The organism is Skermanella stibiiresistens SB22 (assembly GCF_000576635.1).
Lineage (GTDB): Bacteria > Pseudomonadota > Alphaproteobacteria > Azospirillales > Azospirillaceae > Skermanella > Skermanella stibiiresistens.
The window spans coordinates 1-757 of the sequence record NZ_AVFL01000108.1 but is presented as its reverse complement, the minus strand read 5'-3'; the positions used below and the strand labels follow the sequence as shown (position 1 = coordinate 757).

General features: G+C 52.8%; 1 rRNA gene. It reads right to left on the bottom strand.

What is annotated here, in order from left to right:
• Positions 1 to 757: ribosomal RNA gene (locus tag N825_RS35670) — 23S ribosomal RNA — on the bottom strand; the annotation flags it as partial.

Below are 757 nucleotides of genomic sequence, written 5' to 3'. Positions count from 1 at the left end.
CCTTCAACGGCTTACAGAACGCTCCCCTACCCAACAACGCTAAGCGTCGCTGCCGCAGCTTCGGTGCATGGTTTAGCCCCGTTACATCTTCCGCGCAGGCCGACTCGACCAGTGAGCTATTACGCTTTCTTTAAATGATGGCTGCTTCTAAGCCAACATCCTGGCTGTCTATGCCTTCCCACATCGTTTCCCACTTAACCATGACTTTGGGACCTTAGCTGGCGGTCTGGGTTGTTTCCCTCTTCACGACGGACGTTAGCACCCGCCGTGTGTCTCCCGTGATAACATTCTTCGGTATTCGGAGTTTGCATCGGTTTGGTAAGCCGGGATGGCCCCCTAGCCGAAACAGTGCTCTACCCCCGAAGATGAGTTCACGAGGCGCTACCTAAATAGCTTTCGGGGAGAACCAGCTATCTCCCGGTTTGATTGGCCTTTCACCCCCAGCCACAAGTCATCCGCTAATTTTTCAACATTAGTCGGTTCGGTCCTCCAGTTAGTGTTACCCAACCTTCAACCTGCCCATGGCTAGATCACCGGGTTTCGGGTCTATACCTTGCAACTAGTCGCCCAGTTAAGACTCGGTTTCCCTACGGCTCCCCTATACGGTTAACCTTGCTACAAAATATAAGTCGCTGACCCATTATACAAAAGGTACGCAGTCACACCACGAAGGTGCTCCCACTGCTTGTACGTACACGGTTTCAGGTTCTATTTCACTCCCCTCGCCGGGGTTCTTTTCGCCTTTCCCTCACGGTAC